Here is a 15508-nt window from a genome sequence, read left to right as displayed (position 1 = left end):
TGGCCCGTCGGCCGTCGCGCGATCCTGGGCGGTCTCGCCGCGGGGGCGCTGGCGGGCTGTACGCGCATTCTGGGACCCGACGTTATGACCGCGTCCGATACGCATCCCATCGGCTACCCCACCGTGGAAGGCGTACGCCGCTTCGGCGAACTGCTAGCCGCGGCCACCGACGGTCGACTGGACCTGCGCATCTATGCGGGCGGGCAACTGGGCAACGAGCGCGACACGCTCGAGATCACCAGCTTCGGCGGGATCGACTTCAACCGCGTGAATCTTGCCCCGCTCAATTCGATCGAGCCGCTAACCATCGTCGCGGCATTGCCCTTTTTGTTCGAAAGCATTGGGCATTTGCGCCGCGTACTCGACGGGCCGATCGGCAACGAGATCCTTGCCTCGCTGGAACCGCACGGCCTTATCGGCCTGTGCTTCTACGATTCCGGCGCGCGCAGTTTCTACAACACGCGCCGGCCGATCCACAGGCCGGACGACATGCGCGGTTTGAAGCTGCGCGTGCCCAGCTCGGACCTCTATATCGCGATGGTCCGCTCGCTCGGCGCAGACGCGGTTCCGATGCCGCTCGACGAGGTCTATCAGAGCCTTGCACAGGGCGTCATCGACGGCGCGGAGAACAATTGGCCGAGCTTCGAGAATGGCCGCCATTACGAAGTCGCGCGCTACTACAGCCTGACGCGGCACCTGCTGGCGCCTGAGGTCTTCGTGATGTCGAAGGTGAAATATGATGCGCTATCGGATCGCGACCGGGAGGCGGTGCGCCGTTCCGCCAAGCAGTCGGTGCCTTTTATGCGTAGGCTCTGGGACGCGCAGGTGGAGAAGAGCCGCGCGATCGTAATGGCTTCCGGCGTGAAGGTGAACGAGGTCGATCCCGCGCCGTTTGCCGAGCGGATGACGGCGATGTGGGACGCCGCGCTGACAACGCCGCGGCAGCGCGAACTGGTGCAGATGATACTTGCCCAGCGGGGAGGCTAACGGTGAACGGTGGCGTCAACGACAAAGCGGCAAGCCTACTCGCCAAGCTGGGCGCGGCCGGGCTTCTAGTGATGACAGCGGTGATCGGCTGGCAGGTATTCGGCCGGTTCGTGCTGCAACACAGCCCCTCCTGGTCAGAGCAGACCGCGCTGATCCTGATGATCTGGTACGTCTTTCTAGCCGCTGCGGCAGGCGTGTGGGAACGCTTCCACATCCGCATCGAAATACTGGAACAGCGCCTGTCGCCTCCCGGCATGACGCGGCTGCGCATCGGCATTCACGTACTGATCGCGTTGTTCGGCCTTGTCTTCGCAGTCTACGGCGCGCAGCTCGCCTGGGAGGTGCGCGGCAATGTGATTCCCTCGCTCGGGATCAGCCGCGCCTTTGCCTACATCCCGATCCCGTTCGCCGGCCTGTTGATGACGATCTTTTCCATCGGACGCATCCGCGTGCGCCTCTTGGAACAGGAACGCGAACCCCAAAGGCGCACCGAGGAGCCTGCCTGATGGAAATCCTCGTCCTGTTCGTGGTCCTCCTAGTCCTGCTCGCGATCGGCGTGCCGGTGGCCTTCGCGCTGTTCGGCGCGGCGCTTGCGACCTTTGCCGTTGCCGACATTCCGCTGATCGTCGCGGTGCAGCGGATGGCGGCGGGAATCAGCGTGTTCACGCTCATGGCGATCCCATTCTTCATCTTTGCCGGCGATCTCATGTACCGCGCCGGCATTGCCGAGCGGCTGGTGCGCGTCGCCGATGCTGCCTTCGGCCGGGTGCGCGGTGGGCTCGGTCTGGTCGACGTCGGCGCATCGATGATGTTCGGCGCGGTCTCGGGCTCGGCCATCGCGAGCGCGTCTGCGATCGGATCGACGATGGTCCCCCTGATGGACGAGAAGGGCTACGATCGCGATTTCTCGGTCAACGTGACCGTCACCGCCGCGATCGTGGGCTTGCTGATCCCGCCCTCGCACAACATGATCATCTACGCCGCCGCCTCGGGCATCGGCGTGTCGATCGGCGATCTGTTCCTGGCCGGTATCGTACCGGGGATCATCACCGGCGGGCTCCTGATGATCACCACCTGGCTGGTCGCGCGCAAACGCAATCTGCCGCGCGGTTCCTTTCCCGGCTGGCGCGCCTTCGTGCGCGCGTCGATCTACGCCATTCCCGGCTTATTCACCGGCGTGCTCATCATGGGCGGTATCCTGTCGGGTATCTTCACGCCGACGGAAAGCAGCGCGGTGGCGGTGATCTACACAATCCTCGTCGGCACCTTCGTCTACCGCAATCTTGGCTGGAACGGCACATGGGAAGCGGCGCAGAAGTCGGTCCGCACCGCCGCGATGGTCCTGTTCATCATTGCCGCCGCCACCGCCTTCGGCTTCGCGCTGGCGCTGCTCGAAGTGCCGGCCGGTCTCGCAAGTTTGATCGGCTTCCTTACCGACAACCCGATCGTTACGCTGCTCATCGTGAACCTGATGCTGCTGGCGCTTGGCACCTTCATGGACATGGCGCCGCTGATTGTCATCACCACGCCGATCTTTCTACCGGTCGTGATGGCGACCGGCGTCGATCCGGTGCATTTCGGCATCATCTTGATGCTGAACCTCGGCATCGGCCTCGTCACCCCGCCGGTCGGTTCGGTGCTGTTCGTCGGTTCGGCGGTGGGCAAGGTTCCGCTTTCAAAGATGGTGGCAACGATCTGGCCCTTCTATCTCACGCTCCTGGTCTCGCTGGCGCTCGTTACCTACGTCCCCCCGCTTTCGCTTTGGTTGCCCAGCCTATTCTGACCATACGACAAGCACTTGGCGCGGTGCGAAGCTTTCCATATAAAGGTCCGATGGGCGGAGGCAGCAAACCTACAATCAACGATGTCGCGCGCGTTGCGGGCGTCTCCAAGAAGACGGTCAGCCGCGTGATCAACAAGTCGCCGCTGTTGAGCGAGAAGACACGCACGCATGTCGAAAAGGTGATTGGCGAGCTTGGTTATGTGCCCAATCCGCAGGCGCGTGCGCTGGCCCTGCGGCGCAACTTCATCATCGCCGTCATCCACGATAACCCCAACGCGCAGTTCCTGGTAAGCGTGCAAAAGGGCATCCTCGATGCACTGGCGGACAGCGAATTCGGCCTTATGGTTCAGCCGATCGATCGCATGTCGCCGACCATCGAGGACGATCTGCGCGGGTTCTTCGAGCGCCAGCGTCCCTATGGGGTCGTGCTGCTGCCGCCCGTCTCGGAACGCGACGCAATTGCCGAACTATGCCGGGAATTCGGCTGCCGCTACGTACGCATGGGATCGGTCAAACTCGACGCGCCGGAATATACCGTGACGTCGAACGACCGCGAGGCGGTGTGTGAGGCGGTGCGCTACCTCATCGCAAAGGGTCACCGCCGCATTGCATTGATAGAGGGGCCAGAAGGCTTCACCTCTCCGCGTGAGCGCCGCGCAGGCTTCGAGCAGGCGATGGCCGAGGCGGGGCTGGAAGTGGACGGGGCGCTGGTGCAGCCGGGTCTCTATACGTTCGAATCGGGCGTCGACGCGGCGGAGAGGCTCGTAACCCTGGATCCAAGGCCGACCGCGATCTTCGCCTGCAATGACGAGATGGCGATCGGCGCTATGATCGCGGCACGCCGCAGCGGTCTTATGATCCCGGAAGACCTGTCGATCGTTGGGTTCGACGATACGCCGCTGTCCAGCCACGTCTGGCCCTCGCTCACCACGGTGCGCTGGCCGATCGTGGAGATGGCATATGCCGCCGCGCGAAAACTGATCGTACCGGAGCAGGAAGCAAACGGGGAGCCTTGGCTGCTGCCCTCGTCGCTGATCGAGCGAAGCTCGGTCGTCCCGCCCTCCGAATAGGTCCAATCGCGGTCTTCGCGAAATGCAAGACGATCCCTTGCATTCGGATATGACACCGGTTACCTAGTTTGCGAACGGGCAGCGGTTGCAGGCCGCGCCATCCAGCAAGAGAGGACCCCCGACCGATGAAAATCGCCCTGATCAACGAGAACAGCCAGGCCGCCAAGAACGGCGACATCCACGATGCGTTGACGTCGGTGGTCGAACCGTTAGGGCACGAGGTCCACAATTACGGCATGTATACCGTAGATGACGCCGCGCAGGTTACCTATCCCATGGTCGGGCTGCTGACCGGCATCCTCCTGAATTCGGGGGCCGCCGATTTCGTGGTGACCGGTTGCGGCACCGGCACCGGATCGATGCTTGCCGCCAATGCGATGCCCGGCGTGTTCTGCGGCCTGGTGATCGATCCCACAGATGCCTTCCTGTTCGCGCAGATCAACGACGGCAACGCCATCGCCATGCCTTACGCCAAGGGCTTCGGCTGGGCGGCCGAACTCAACCTCCAGGATTGCTATCGCAAGCTATTCGAAGGCGAAAGCGGCATCGGCTATCCCAAGGAACGCGCCGAGATCATGGCTAAGAACCGCGGCGTGCTGGCCGAGCTTAAGTCCAAGACCTGCCACGACATGTTGACCGTTCTGAAGACGGTCGACCAAGATCTGCTGAAGGCGGCGATCGCGGGGGAGAAGTTCGCTGACCACTTCTATGCGCATTCGAAGGACCAGTCGATCAGCGATTATCTGCGCGCGCTCTGAGCGTTAGAGAGGGAGGGAGCCATGACGAACGCTGCATTCGATCTCACCGATCGTACCGCGATGGTGACCGGCGCCAATACCGGTATCGGCCAAGGCATCGCCGTCGCGCTAGCCGCGGCCGGCGCGGACCTCGTACTTGTGGGCCGCAGTTCCTGTGACGAGACGCAGGCGCTAGTGGAGCAGGCGGGCCGCAAGGCAATGCAGATCCGCGCGGATCTTTCGAGCATCGCACCGGTGGAGGGCGTGGTATCCCAAGCGCTGGATGCGTTCGCGCGGATCGACATCCTCGTGAACAATGCTGGCATTATCCGCCGGGAGGATGCGCTCGATTTCTCGGAAGAGGACTGGGACGCGGTGATGGACGTAAACTTGAAGGTGCTCTTCTTCCTCAGCCAGGCGGTCGCGCGGCATATGACCAGCTGGGCATCGCAGCATGGTGCGCGAGCCAAGATCGTCAACATCGCCTCGATGCTTACCTTTCAAGGTGGCATTCGAGTACCGAGCTATACCGCAAGCAAGAGCGGGGTGGGTGGGCTCACCAAGCTGATGGCGAATGAGTGGGCGGCAAAGGGCGTGAACGTGAACGCCATCGCCCCCGGCTATATCGCAACCAACAATACGGCAGCCCTGCAGGCGGACGAAACTCGCAACCGCCAGATCGTGGAGCGCATTCCCGAAGGTCGGTGGGGCGATCCGGCGGATATCGGCGGTGCCGCGGTATTCCTGACCAGCTGCGCGGCGGACTATGTGCAAGGACACATCCTCGCCGTCGACGGCGGATGGCTCGCCCGCTAATGGCGCCGGCAGGCGCGCAGCGCGCGGTTGTCTGTTTCGGCGAGGTGCTACTGCGTCTTTCACCCTCGGGCGGTGGATCGCTGCGCGATGCCGCGCGGCTGGATCTGCATGTCGGCGGGGCGGAAGCAAATGTTGCCGTGGCGCTCGCCAATCTCGGCATCGAGACGCGCATGGTCAGTGCGCTGCCGGACGACGATCTCGGCCGGAATGCGATCAAAGCGCTGCGCCGCGAGGGCGTAGATTGCTCCGGGATCGCGATCGGTACTGGGCGGATGGGCGTCTATTTTCTAACGTCCGCGACCGGGACGGCAAGCGGCAAGGTGCTGTACGATCGGATGGGCACCGCCTTCGCCGCCTGCGCGGAACCCGATTCAACGCTGCTGGACGGGGCGCGGCACCTCCATCTTTCGGGCATCTCGCTGGCGGTGAGCGCGGGCGCGGCGCGCGCCACCCACGGTTTTGCATCGGCCGCGAAGCAGCGCGGGATGACCGTTTCTTTCGACGGCAATTTCCGGCCCTCGCTCTGGGCGCGCACCGATCGTGATCCGCGCGCCGAAGTCGCCGAACTGGTCGCCATGGCGGACCTGTTCTTCGGCAATCACAAGGATATTTCGCTGCTGCTCGGCCGAGATTTCTCCGGCGATGGCGGTCAACGGCGGCGCGAGGCCGCTCTCGCCGCGCTGGAGGCCTTTCCGAACCTATCCGCGATCGCCTCCACCGCCCGGCATGTCGAGCGCGACGGTTCGCATCGCATTATTGCACGCGTCGACAGCGCGGACGCCAGCGCCGAGAGTGCCGAGCTCGTGCTGACCGGCATCGTTGACCGGATCGGAACTGGCGACGCGTTCAGCGCCGGCGTGCTGGCCGCTTGGCTGGGCGCTCCGCCGGATATGACGCGCATGGTGGAGAGCGGCATGGCGCTGTCCGCGCTCAAGCATTTCATGCCCGGAGACTTCTGCCGGGCAAACCGGGACGAACTGGCAGCGGCGATGGCGGGGGGCGGCGATGTGGCGCGTTGAGATTCTGGTGGCGATCGTTTTGGCGTCGATGGCCGGGGCCGCAGCAGCGAAGGACACGCCGGCGGTTCCCCCTTTCGAGCCGGTCTCCACGGCGCCGGTCTGCCGGGCAGAGCAGGGTTATGCCGCCGATTTCGGTGGGCGGCGCACCTTCCTCTGGCGGCCGCGATGGTTGAAGGGGATCGCGGCCGATCCGGCCATGGCGGCAAAGGCGCTGGCGGCGGCCGACGCGGCGTTGAAGCGCGGGCCCTACGCCGTCACCGACAAGCCGCATCCCGTGCCGGGCGCGGGCCCGCACGATTATGCTTCGATTGGCCCCTATTGGTGGCCTGATCCGGACAAGCGTGACGGCCTGCCCTATTTGCGCCGCGACGGGCGGGTGAACCCCGAACGCGACGGGAAGGAGTTCGACAAGGCCCGCCTGCGAGCGCTGTCCGAGGACATGCGGGCGCTCGCGCTCGGCTATGAAGTGTCGAGCGATCAGCGCTATGCCGAACATGCGGCCACGCTGGTGCGCGCCTGGTTCCTGAACCCGGCCACCCGGATGAACCCGCAGTTCGATTTCGCGCAAGGCATTCCTGGCAAGGTCAAGGGGCGCGGTGAGGGGATCATCGAAGCTTCGCATCTTTCCACCATTGTAGAGGCGCTGGGTCTGCTGCGGCCGTCGGGCGCGCTCGATACGGCCGAACGCAAGGCCCTGCGCGAATGGTACGGTGCCTTCACGGTTTGGATGGCAACCAGCAAGATCGGCGAAGAGGAGATGCGCAAGACCAACAATCACGGCATATTTTATGACTTTTACCTCGCTCATTTCGCGCTTTTCGCGGGCGCACCGGATGCCGCGCGCAACGTGATTCAGGCGTTTCCCGCCTATCGGCTCGCGCCGCAGATGGACAAACAGGGGCGTTTCTTGGCCGAACTAAAGCGCACGAAAAGCTGGCATTATAGCCACTTTGTGGTCGACGGCGCGGCCAGGCTGGCGACGATTGGCGAATGCGTTGGGCTCGATCTGTGGGACGCGCAACTCGCGGACGGCCGCAGCCTGACGACCGCGCACCGTTTTTTGCAACGTTACTCCCAAACCCCAGAAACCTGGCCCTTCCCGGATATCGACCTTGCGAAAGGAAACGTGAAAAGCATGTCCGGGGAAGCACGGATGGTGGCTCTTTATTTTGAGCCAGACGGTGTGCCGACTGCCATCGGCGAAATGCCGTAGGTAAGCTACTCCAGGTAACGATCTACTAAAACTAGGCCGTATACTCTTAAACGCGGAGCCAGAGGCGCATTGAGGCGAGCTTGACCATTGCGAGGAAGTTCTCGGCGAGCTTGTCGTAACGTGTAGCGATGCGACGGAAGTGCTTGAGCTTGCTGAAGAAGCGCTCGACCAGATTACGTTCGCGATAGAGCGTCTGGTTGAAGCAGGGTTTCCATTTGCGATTGGATTTGGCCGAAATTTTGGGCACCGCGCCTCGCGCTTCGATCAGGGTGCGGATGCCATTGGCCCCATAAGCCTTGTCCGCATGAACGATGATGCGCGAATCGAGACGATCGAGCAGGCCCAGCGCGGCGGGTCCTTCGTGGGCCTGCCCCGCTGTAAGGCTGAGCCTGACCGGGAGGCCTTAGGCATCGACGACGGCGTGGATCTTGGTCGTGAGACCACCGCGGGAGCGACCGAGACAATGATCTCGACCCCCCTTTTTGCCGTCGCAGCCTGTTGGTGCGCCCGGATGAAAGTGCGTCGATCATCTGGATATCGCCGTCATACGCCGCAAAAATGGCGTCCATCAGCCGGTCCCATACGCCCGCTTTGCGATACCGGGTGAAGCGGTTGTAGCAGGTGGTGCGCGGGCCATAACGCTCGGGCAGGTCGCGCCACGGCGCACCTGAGCGCAGCATTCAGAAGATGCTGTTCAGCACGCGGCGGTCATCGACGCGCGGAACACCTCGTGGCTTATTGGGCAGCAGCGGCTCAATCACGCGCCATTCGAAGTCGGTCAGATCAGATCGGCTCATCTTGATGCTGAGTCAGCATTTAAACCGAAATGGAAGCCGTCATCATGCAGGAAAGGTCAAAAGAGGATGCGTGCTGGAAGGTCGAGGTCGCTTGGGCGTCTGAACCATTTGCTCAAATACGCCCTAAATTTACCGCTACAGCCGGATGACGCCGAGCGCCGAAGCGATGCCAGTATGGGCACTTTGCTGACGCGAAACCATGGGCCCGGCAGGGTTAAATATTACGCGCGACAGGCGACGTGATGGGATGAGGAGTTGTTGCAGCGAGGGCTGTTCCGCTCAATTTACGCTTCGGCAGGTAATCGAAAAACCGGCAAGCGACGGGTTTCAAAAACTCAAACGCTTTCCCGGCTCTCATCGTCATGGGAACGCCGCTGCCAATTTGGCCGGCGCTCCTTTCTGAAGGGTAAAGAGTCATGTAGCCAAGCAAATAAACCAATTCCCCTCTATTTTCTGATTGTTAACCATCCTCGCTCACGATGTCTGCGGTATGATGGAATATGAGATGGACGCGGGCTTCGGGCGCCGAGGGGCGGCATGGGAAGCCCTGTGCCGATCGCAGGCGGTGATCGAGTTCGACACTTTCGGCATCGTGCAATGGGCAAATGATTTCTTCCTGACCACAATGGGCTACCGGCTGGATGAGGTCGTGGGTCGGCATCACCGCATTTTTTGTGCAGCAGCGCTGGCGGAGTCGTCCGCCTATGCCGACTTCTGGCAGCGGTTGGCGGGTGGTGAGTACCATTCCGGTGAATATGCCAGGCGCACTAAGAGCGGCGAAACTGTCTACCTCCAAGCTACTTACAATCCAGTGTTAGACGCGAACGGCCTACCGGAACGCATTCTCAAGATCGCTACCGATGTGACCGAAAACCGGCGTCAGAGCGCCGCCTTGCAGGCAATCAGCACGGCGATGAACCGGTCGCAAGCGGTGATTGAATTCGCACTCGACGGCACTGTTTTGAGCGCAAACGAGAACTTTTTGGCCGCGTTCGGTTACAATCTGGACGAAGTGATGGGGCGTCACCACCGCATGTTTTGTGATCCTGCCCATGTAGCCACGCCTCCCTATGCCGCATTCTGGCAAAAGCTGGGCACCGGCGCGTTCGACACCGGTACCTATCGCCGCATCGCTGCCGACGGCCGCGACGTGTGGTTGCAGGCGACATACAACCCGGTCTTCGATCTCGATGGACGCCCAATTAAGATAGTCAAGTTCGCGATGAATGTGACCGGCGCTAAGGAGCGCGCCGCAGAGAATGAAAGTCGCAAAAATGCGGTCGACGTGTCGCAGGCTGTGGTGGAGTTTAACCTTGAGGGTAACATAATCGAGGTTAACGACAATTTTCTCATGATGATGGGCTACGCTCGCGCCGATCTTGTCGGCCGCCATCACAGCATGCTGTGCGACCAGGCGCAGGCGATGTCGCCCGAATACCGGGAGTTCTGGAAGCGGCTTGGCCGAGGCGAGTTCGATGCGGGGCGTTATGAGCGTATCGGTCGCGATGGGCGTAAGGTGCGGATACAGGCGACTTATAATCCGATTTTCGATGCGGAGGACCGCCCGCGGAAAATCGTCAAGATCGCCACTGACATCACGCGCCAGGTTTTGCTTGAGCATGAGGTGCAGCAACGATTAGAAGAGAGTTGGGAACTTCAGGCTGATCTCGAAGACGGCAATGCCCGGCTCAAGTCGGTCATGAACGAACTGGCCGATATTGTTGCAAGCGTCGCCCGCATCGCGCAGCAGACAAATATGCTCGCACTCAACGCCACTATCGAGGCAGCGCGGGCGGGTGACGCTGGCCGCGGCTTCACGGTGGTAGCAAACGAGGTCAAGATGCTTGCCGGCGAAACCCGCATTGCTACGGATCGCGCGACACAGATGATGCAGCAGGCGTCGCGGCACTAGCGGTTGGGACCACTCCGCCTACTGGTGTCCCGGGCTACACGGCAAATTGCTATTCGCACAGTGCTCAGCGCGAGGACTTATCGATTGGCGAATGCGCTCCGGAAGGAGCGTGACCGACTTGGCCTCACCCAAGCCGCGCTGGCCGAGCAGGTGGGCGTTAGCCGCAAAACAATCAACACAGTCGAAAATCGGCGGGTTTATTCCTTCGACAGTTCTGGCACTCAAGCTTGCGGCGGCGCTGGGCAGACCCGTTAAAGCACTGTTTCAGCTAAAGCAGAACCGAAATAGCAAAGTTCGTTATGTCGCCACCGTTCTGTGTTCACCGAGCGCGGCAATTTCCTTTAACTGGATCATCTTCCGGAAAGGCAGCTATTGCAATTGGCACCCTTAAGCGAGCTGTCCGCTTCCACCCGTAGCGGGCCGCGCACAGTCGTCTAAACTATCGGTACCTGCCGCGCCCGATTGCTCGCGCACGAGGCGGTCTTTGCTCAAAGCCGCCCGCCCGACATCTCGCGAGCAGTCTGCAAATACAGTTGGGGTACAAACGTTCGGTGGCAGCGGGAAAGTTTTTGGGGGTATATTATGGGGTAATAATATTTGATTTCGGTTTGCCAACGGTTCTTTTGGTGCAAGTTAAGGCTTCGGTTCGAATCCCTCCGTGTCCGCCATTTTTATCATCATCCCGATCGGTAACCTTGGCGCATGTTGCGGCGGCGTGCAGTGAATCGGAGCGGCGGCGTCACATTGTGCTGCAGGGATTCTGTTGGCCGGCCGGACGACACTGCCCGGCCGCTAAGGATCATCGGTGCTTCAGAACTGGAAACCGACTCCTGCATTGGCGGAACCGTAACCGCGGCTGTTCACGCTGGCGCCGATATTGACCACGGCCTGACCATCGTTGAAGCGGCTCGACGCGCCGAGCGCGAAGGCGGCTTCTCCGCGATGATAGCCGACCCCGCCGGCGACCATCGCCTTGCCCGGATCGATCGCCTGCGGCAGGCCGGCCACCGCCAGCGACCCGGCAATGCCCGCTGCGCTCTCCCGCTTGAAATTGCCGAGGTCCTGGCCGAATGCGGCGACGCGCTGATCGGTATAGTCATTGGCCAAGTCCAGGGTCTGATTGAGACCGGAGGAAAGCTGGCCAACATTCACGGCGTCGGTCGCGCTAATGCCGGCGGCAACATTGTGAACCTGCACCGGCTCAGCCTGATCCATGCCAATAAAGGTGACCCGATTGGTGCGGATCCCGCCGTTAGGCTCCTCCGGCGCATCGGCGGAGCTGTATTGCACCGCTGTCACCGTGCTGCCGCGCACGGTATTGGCCAGATTGGCGATATTCGAGCCATTTTGCGCCACGCGGCTATTGGTGGCGGCCAGCTGGCTGCCGTTCACGGCCTCGGTGGACCCTTCTACAAGGCTGCCGGCGGCCACATTGCCCAGCGTTGCCGCCCCGCCCGATGCAGACAGGAGCGCTACCTGATCGGTCGCTGTCGCACTCGGCACGCCGGCGGCGGAGACATATTGCGTCGGCATGTTCGCGACTTTTTGCTCGACCACATCGATCCTGGTCCTGTTGTCGACCACGCGTGCATCGATGTTCGTCACTCTGCCATCCACCTGAGTCACGCGCTCGTCGATATTCACGGTCCGCTGATCGAGATTGACGATAGTATCTTCGTTCACGGTCACGCGGCTGCCGAGCGATGCAATGGAATTGCTGTTTTGACGAACGGTCTGATTGGTGGCGAAGAGCTGCGCGCCGTTGACCGCCTGCCGCGAATCGGCGTCCAATTCTCCATCGGCGACATTGGCGATGGATACCGCCGAGGATGCATCGCCGCCGGACAGCGTGATCGAGTTCAAGCGGTTGCCTTGCGCATCCACGTTATAGCGGACGGCGCTGGCCGATGCAGCCTGCAGCCCGGCAATATCGCTGCTGTTCTCCGTGATGCGGCTGTCATTGCGGGCGATCGCGGTGCCGTTGTCCGCAATCTTTCCCTCATTTGCGCGGATCGCGTCGCTGTTCAGGCCGATATTAGCGCTGTTGGAGGCGATGGCCGCGCCATTGGCGGCAATGGCATCCCGATTACCGTTGATGGCTGTCTGGTTCGACTGAATATCGGCCCGGTTCGCAGCGATTGCCGTACCGTTTGCAGCGATATTGCTGCTATTGTCTGTAATACGCTGTTCACTCGTCCCGACGCGCGTGTCCAGCTCGCTAATAGCGACCGTGTTGGCTGAAATGGTGGTTTCTGCTCCGCCAAGCCGACCGTCGAGCGCGGCGATATCGGTGCCATTGGCGGCAATGTTCCGGCGGTTCGTCTGAATATCGCTTTCGGCCGTGGTCACGCGTCCGTCCAGGGCCGCTAGGGCGGTTTCATTGCCCATTACGCGGTCCCCCCAAGTGTGATTTGCTGCTGCGCCCCGCTGTCATAGCTCACCGCATTGGCAGCCAGCGCGTTGACCTGATTGATCGCGCCCTGCACCTGGCCAACCGTAGCGGCGTCCGTCGCCGCGCTGCCGGCCGCGACATTGGTGATCTGGCGCAATGCGCCGACCGAGCCGACCGATACTTCGCCGGCCGAGCTTTGCGCATTCGTTAGTCCAAAAGCGGTATAGCCGATTTGCGCACCGCGGCTGGCGGCAGAGCCCTGACCAAGAGCCACGCTGCTTGCCGCGCTGACGGTGGCGTCATGGCCCAGCGCCACGCTCCCGCTCGCTCCGGCCTGGGCGACGGCGCCATTGCCAAAGGCGATGGCATCGACATCGGCTGCCGAGGCTTGCGCGCCGTTCTGGCCCAAGCCGGTGATCTGGTTGCCGCCGATCGCAATGCCCTTCGGATCGGTCAGGCCGTAGCTATCGGCCTGCGCGCGGCATAAGTCGGTCGGCCCCACAATGGTGCCATCGGCGGCTATGGCGCGAAGGGTAATCGGCTCGCCATCGGCGGCATCTTCCAGCAATCCTTCCACATCAATGGACAGCGGCGTTAGCACGAGGCCGAGCGTGGCCCCGATCAACGCGTTCACCCTATTCTCGATGGGCGCGACGATCCCCCTGTTCACTGGGCCCATGATATCGGTCACGACAGACCGTGGCAGACTGACCCCTGAACAGACGCCCACGACGGACTCGGAAGCCCCGATCTGCGCCGAGGCTGGCTGCGACAACAGGCCCATTCCCAAAAGGCATGCCACAGAGCAGGTGGTCATAAAACCGGCCCTCAATGGCCGAATGTGCACAGTCTTTCTGTCAGTACGCAGCAACATATCCAATCCCCATATCAGTCTTTGGCGGAGGACTATGGCTGCCATTGTCTGATCTATAGTTGGACCGACAAAGGACGGGTTTTGACAAAATGATTACGCCGGGCGTATTGTGAAATACGCTGGAAGGACTTGGTCATACGGTAGCTGTAAGCTCCTGGCAGAGCATCGTTCAAATCTGCTGCGCCCGATCGCGTATGGCGCGCAGGGGATGGGCAAGCCACGGGTCAAACGGCTGGACACCCAGACCGGGCGCATAGCCCCAATGGGTGGCTTTCAGGGCCTGTCCAGGGGAAAGCCGCGCCGTCGCCCGATACGCTAGGTTGCCGTCGATAACCGGCTCCGCGGGGGCGGCTGGAGGCAGATCGAGGAAGTGGTGGAGGCGTGCCGTCATGCCATCCGAATCGGCCACCAGATCTTCATAGCGCAGCACGAAAGCCGCGTGCAGATAAGGCAGATCGGCCTCCATCCGGGCATAGGCATCGAGCGCATGGTCGATCAGGTCTACCGGCGCCCGATCGGTCCATTTGGCCATCGCTGCGGCCATGGCTTCCGGATGGCGCAGAACGATGACGAATTGCGATAGCGGAAACAGCTGCTGGTACAGCCGCATGCGTGTCAGATTGACCGGGGATTTCTCCACGCGCCAGGCACCGCCCGCTTCGAACCATCGGCCCCAGTCGCTTTCCATGCGGATCCGCACGTCCAGCCGGTCGAACCGTGACCCCTCGATATGATGTTGCTGCGGATCGGTGGCGAAATGCGCCGGGCGCCCGTGCCGCGCCGTGTGCGCTATGGCGCCTTGCAGATAGCATCCCTCATTTTCCGGGGCGGGGGAGCCTGTGATCTCACGCACGTCCGGATGATGGCCGATCAGCCGCGCCACCAGGCTGGTACCGGTGCGATGCAGGCCGCCGACGAAAACATAGCGGCCGGTAAAATCGCTCATCCATCTACCAGTGTTTCAGGCGTTCCCTTGTCCAGCGCATTGCCGACCGCCAGGCCGCCCTCGCCATAGAGATAGGCCGGATCGAACCGGGCTATGGTCTTCAGCTTGTCGCTATCCAGGATCGTGATCCGGCCCCGCTGGAAATCGAGGACGCCGCCTTCGCGCAAATCGCGCAGCGTTCGGCTGACATGGATGGTGGATATTCCGCAGATGGAGGCGAGATGAGTCTGGGTGAGCGGCGTCTGGAAACCGCTGGCATCGCCCAGCGCCACCATGCGCAGACGATACCAGAGCTCGGCAAAGAAATGCGCCATGCGACCGACGGCGCGCAGCTGCGTGGTCTTCATGATCCATTCACGGTGGATGGATGCATCTAGCAGCGTGCTGAACCAGAAGATGCGCGCCAGGTGCGGCTCCTGCGTCATCACGGCGCGCAGCCGTTCATGCGGCACATAGCCCACGCGCGCCCGGCCAAGCACGGTCAGATCATGATCCAGGCGTTTGAGCGCAAATCCGTGGAGATCGACAAAGTCTCCCGGCACCTGGAAGCCCACGATGTGCGATTTTCCCTCATGATCGGCAATCGATCGGATGGCCATGCCTTCGATCAGCATGGTGCTGTATTCGCAAAAATCGCCGCGGTGCAGGATCGTGCTTTCGCCCTGCAACAACTCGGTCCGATCGATCAGACCTTCCAGAATGTTCAGCTCGCGCTGGTCCATGCCATGGCGCAGCCGGCCCTGTAAGAAGCGACCGGTAAGCGGATAGAGATCGTCTGCCATATGCTGTGCCCGCCTGTTTGCCGTGTCGATCAGGAAAGCGGCGCCGCTCTTGCCCGAATGCGGCTCGCCCTATGAATTTTTACCCATGTCGATCAACTTAGCCTTTGATAGGCTCCGGAACGCGCAACGTCCAAGCAAGTTTACAGAGGCGCAGAACGCGGCCCAAGGGAGCGCTGGCGC

14 protein-coding genes and 1 pseudogene are annotated in these 15508 nt (G+C 61.9%); 10 read left to right on the top strand and 5 right to left on the bottom strand.

The window, feature by feature from the left end; genetic code table 11:
• The first annotated feature begins 84 nt into the window (after positions 1–84).
• The 8 genes from G410_RS0109050 to G410_RS16215 all read left to right on the top strand — a co-directional run bounded on the left by G410_RS0109050 (position 85) and on the right by G410_RS16215 (position 7625).
• Positions 85–987: a TRAP transporter substrate-binding protein gene (locus G410_RS0109050; protein WP_084489107.1), complete on the top strand. Its 903-nt coding sequence runs from the start codon at positions 85–87 to the stop codon at positions 985–987.
• Positions 988–989: 2 nt separating this feature from the next.
• A complete protein-coding gene (locus G410_RS0109045; RefSeq protein ID WP_022673334.1) occupies positions 990–1493 on the top strand; it encodes a TRAP transporter small permease in 504 nt (167 codons plus the stop codon).
• Positions 1493–2770, top strand: coding sequence for a TRAP transporter large permease (locus tag G410_RS0109040; protein WP_022673333.1), 1278 nt, complete (start codon positions 1493–1495; stop codon positions 2768–2770). Before G410_RS0109045 ends, G410_RS0109040 begins: the two co-directional genes overlap by 1 nt.
• A 50-nt stretch (positions 2771–2820) precedes the next feature.
• Positions 2821–3840 carry a LacI family DNA-binding transcriptional regulator gene (locus tag G410_RS0109035; RefSeq protein WP_022673332.1) on the top strand — a complete coding sequence of 340 codons (1020 nt, stop codon included), beginning with the start codon at positions 2821–2823 and terminating at the stop codon, positions 3838–3840.
• Between the two features lie 125 nt (positions 3841–3965).
• Positions 3966–4598: an RpiB/LacA/LacB family sugar-phosphate isomerase gene (locus G410_RS0109030; RefSeq protein ID WP_022673331.1), complete on the top strand. Its 633-nt coding sequence runs from the start codon at positions 3966–3968 to the stop codon at positions 4596–4598.
• Positions 4599–4619: 21 nt separating this feature from the next.
• Positions 4620–5393 carry a 2-dehydro-3-deoxy-D-gluconate 5-dehydrogenase KduD gene (gene kduD, locus G410_RS0109025; protein WP_022673330.1) on the top strand — a complete coding sequence of 258 codons (774 nt, stop codon included), beginning with the start codon at positions 4620–4622 and terminating at the stop codon, positions 5391–5393.
• A complete protein-coding gene (locus G410_RS0109020) occupies positions 5393–6412 on the top strand; it encodes a sugar kinase (RefSeq protein ID WP_022673329.1) in 1020 nt (339 codons plus the stop codon). The genes kduD and G410_RS0109020 overlap by 1 nt, the downstream gene beginning before the upstream one ends.
• Positions 6399–7625 carry an alginate lyase family protein gene (locus G410_RS16215; RefSeq protein ID WP_022673328.1) on the top strand — a complete coding sequence of 409 codons (1227 nt, stop codon included), beginning with the start codon at positions 6399–6401 and terminating at the stop codon, positions 7623–7625. The genes G410_RS0109020 and G410_RS16215 overlap by 14 nt, the downstream gene beginning before the upstream one ends.
• 46 nt (positions 7626–7671) lie before the next feature.
• On the opposite strand, the pseudogene G410_RS17705 reads toward G410_RS16215, so the two are convergent.
• Positions 7672–8422, bottom strand: a pseudogene (locus tag G410_RS17705) (IS5 family transposase).
• Positions 8423–8912: 490 nt separating this feature from the next.
• On the opposite strand from G410_RS17705, the gene G410_RS18425 reads away from it, so the two are divergent.
• A complete protein-coding gene (locus G410_RS18425) occupies positions 8913–10334 on the top strand; it encodes a PAS domain S-box protein (protein WP_156851908.1) in 1422 nt (473 codons plus the stop codon).
• Positions 10335–10358: 24 nt separating this feature from the next.
• Positions 10359–10589 (top strand): helix-turn-helix transcriptional regulator, encoded by a 231-nt coding sequence (locus G410_RS18460; protein ID WP_425411247.1) that lies wholly within the window; start codon positions 10359–10361, stop codon positions 10587–10589.
• Positions 10590–11144: 555 nt separating this feature from the next.
• Here G410_RS18460 and G410_RS0108995 read toward each other — a convergent pair.
• The 4 genes from G410_RS0108995 to G410_RS16200 all read right to left on the bottom strand — a co-directional run bounded on the left by G410_RS0108995 (position 11145) and on the right by G410_RS16200 (position 15328).
• Positions 11145–12722 carry a YadA-like family protein gene (locus G410_RS0108995; protein WP_022673326.1) on the bottom strand — a complete coding sequence of 526 codons (1578 nt, stop codon included), beginning with the start codon at positions 12720–12722 and terminating at the stop codon, positions 11145–11147.
• Positions 12722–13417 carry a hypothetical protein gene (locus G410_RS0108990; protein ID WP_162604084.1) on the bottom strand — a complete coding sequence of 232 codons (696 nt, stop codon included), beginning with the start codon at positions 13415–13417 and terminating at the stop codon, positions 12722–12724. The genes G410_RS0108995 and G410_RS0108990 overlap by 1 nt, the downstream gene beginning before the upstream one ends.
• A gap of 352 nt (positions 13418–13769) precedes the next feature.
• On the bottom strand, positions 13770–14546 hold the full coding sequence (locus tag G410_RS0108985; RefSeq protein ID WP_022673324.1) for a sulfotransferase family protein: 777 nt from the start codon (positions 14544–14546) through the stop codon (positions 13770–13772).
• Positions 14543–15328, bottom strand: coding sequence for a Crp/Fnr family transcriptional regulator (locus G410_RS16200; protein ID WP_022673323.1), 786 nt, complete (start codon positions 15326–15328; stop codon positions 14543–14545). The genes G410_RS0108985 and G410_RS16200 overlap by 4 nt, the downstream gene beginning before the upstream one ends.
• Between the last annotated feature and the right edge of the window lie 180 nt (positions 15329–15508).

Origin of the sequence: Novosphingopyxis baekryungensis DSM 16222 (assembly GCF_000420305.1) — a bacterium.
GTDB lineage: Bacteria > Pseudomonadota > Alphaproteobacteria > Sphingomonadales > Sphingomonadaceae > Novosphingopyxis > Novosphingopyxis baekryungensis.
Note: the sequence above shows the minus strand (reverse complement) of the source record. Positions and strands in the feature narration are given on the sequence as shown.